Below are 1,366 nucleotides of genomic sequence, written 5' to 3' on the forward strand. Positions count from 1 at the left end.
TAGTATACTTCTACACCTTCTTGACTTTTTTTCCGCAATAGCTCTAGAAACTGATGACTTACTTTATCATCAGCAATAGARAARAAGYTAATATGCACGTAATGCTTTGCTTTCTYTATATCTGAGAATAATTGATTGTTTAACTGTTTCCCRTCTGTATACATAGTAATATCACTTTGACGAAGAGGGTATTGATTAGGCTGCTGGCCATATCTCCCACTTTTTCCGGCTATTGTTCTGTCAATTTCACCCCAAACAAGCAAAACTAAACATCCACCGATAAATAAAAAGAGGAATACTCGGAAAATTCTTCCTATCTTTTTCAGCATATTTAATCTCCTTTATATATTATCGTTTTATTTCTGTTAGTTTTTGTTATTGGGACAAAACTATTCCATGCATCTATTAGCTAAAAAATCCTCCTTTGAATGATTAACTATAAAATTTCTCATTCGCATAACCCTAAAATTGGAAATCGTAATATGATAACAAAATAGGCATTCTATATTTTGAAGTACATTTACAAGGAGGAATACTACATGACAGTAAGTACTAAACTTAAACAAACTATCGCTGGATTAAAGAGTGCTCAAGCATGCCTAGAAGGATTTGTTCTTGATACTGATAACAAGCAAGCAAAACAATTATATAAAGGTGCAGCACAACAAACTCAAGAAATTATTGAATCTTTAAATCCTCGTCTTCAACAAATTGAACATGAAGAGCCTCAGTACAAGTAATCACATAATACCTTTCACATAGAATATCGTCTCCATAGAAGAGTGCCCAGCTTAAATAACGATTATTATAATGCTGATTACGATTAAAGGGTATCGCCATATGCCCATCAACTTAAGAAACGGAATACACAATCTGCGTATGCTTTTATGAAACGACTCGTTCAAACTTTTGGAGAACCAACGGTTCTGACAACAGATAAGGCCCTTTCTTTACTTTGTTCACTCAAAAAATTAAAGGTGAATGACTTTTATAAAAGTACTACTCATTCTACAATCAAACATTTCAATAATTACATAGACCAAGATCATCGCTATGTAAAGCGCCGGTTTGCTAAATCCTCAGGATTCTAACACTTTGAATAAATCTGTCCTTATAGGTCAAAATATGTAAGGTATTGTGCTGGAATGCACTTGCCTATTCTAAATAAGGAGTGAGATGAGTGGCTGATAAAAACGAACGTAACCGTGTTGATAATGATGCTGGCGAAGCGGTAGGAACTGGTGTCGGTGCTGTCGCTGGAGCTGCTTTGGGTTCTGTTCTTGGTCCACTTGGTACCGTTGCAGGAGCTGTTGCAGGAGGAGCGATGGGTAACAAAGTCGGCGAAGGTGCCGATGAGGCTAATGAC

The 1,366-nt window shown here is 36.1% G+C and carries 3 protein-coding genes and 1 pseudogene; 3 read left to right on the forward strand and 1 reads right to left on the reverse strand.

Features of this window, described 5'->3' with window-relative positions; translation table 11 throughout:
- Positions 1-329 (reverse strand): hypothetical protein (locus AC1DJR_RS29840; protein ID WP_477004239.1); only part of this gene is annotated, 329 nt, incomplete at its 3' end.
- A 210-nt stretch (positions 330-539) separates the two neighbouring features.
- Between AC1DJR_RS29840 and AC1DJR_RS29845 the strand changes: the two genes are divergently transcribed.
- From AC1DJR_RS29845 to AC1DJR_RS29855, 3 genes and pseudogenes are all read left to right on the forward strand, one after another.
- Positions 540-740 (forward strand): DUF1657 domain-containing protein, encoded by a 201-nt coding sequence (locus tag AC1DJR_RS29845; RefSeq protein ID WP_000218933.1) that lies wholly within the window; start codon positions 540-542, stop codon positions 738-740.
- 114 nt (positions 741-854) lie between these two features.
- Positions 855-1,088: pseudogene (locus AC1DJR_RS29850) on the forward strand (DDE-type integrase/transposase/recombinase); the annotation flags it as partial.
- A gap of 92 nt (positions 1,089-1,180) precedes the next feature.
- Positions 1,181-1,366 (forward strand): glycine zipper domain-containing protein (locus tag AC1DJR_RS29855; protein ID WP_477004240.1); only part of this gene is annotated, 186 nt, incomplete at its 3' end.

The sequence above is a fragment of the Bacillus sp. 05T31 genome, assembly GCF_056396725.1.

Excerpts from the sequence above, each read along its gene's own strand:
- AC1DJR_RS29845 (WP_000218933.1), top strand. The coding sequence starts at position 540 with ATGACAGTAAGTACTAAACTTAAACAAACTATCGCTGGATTAAAGAGT.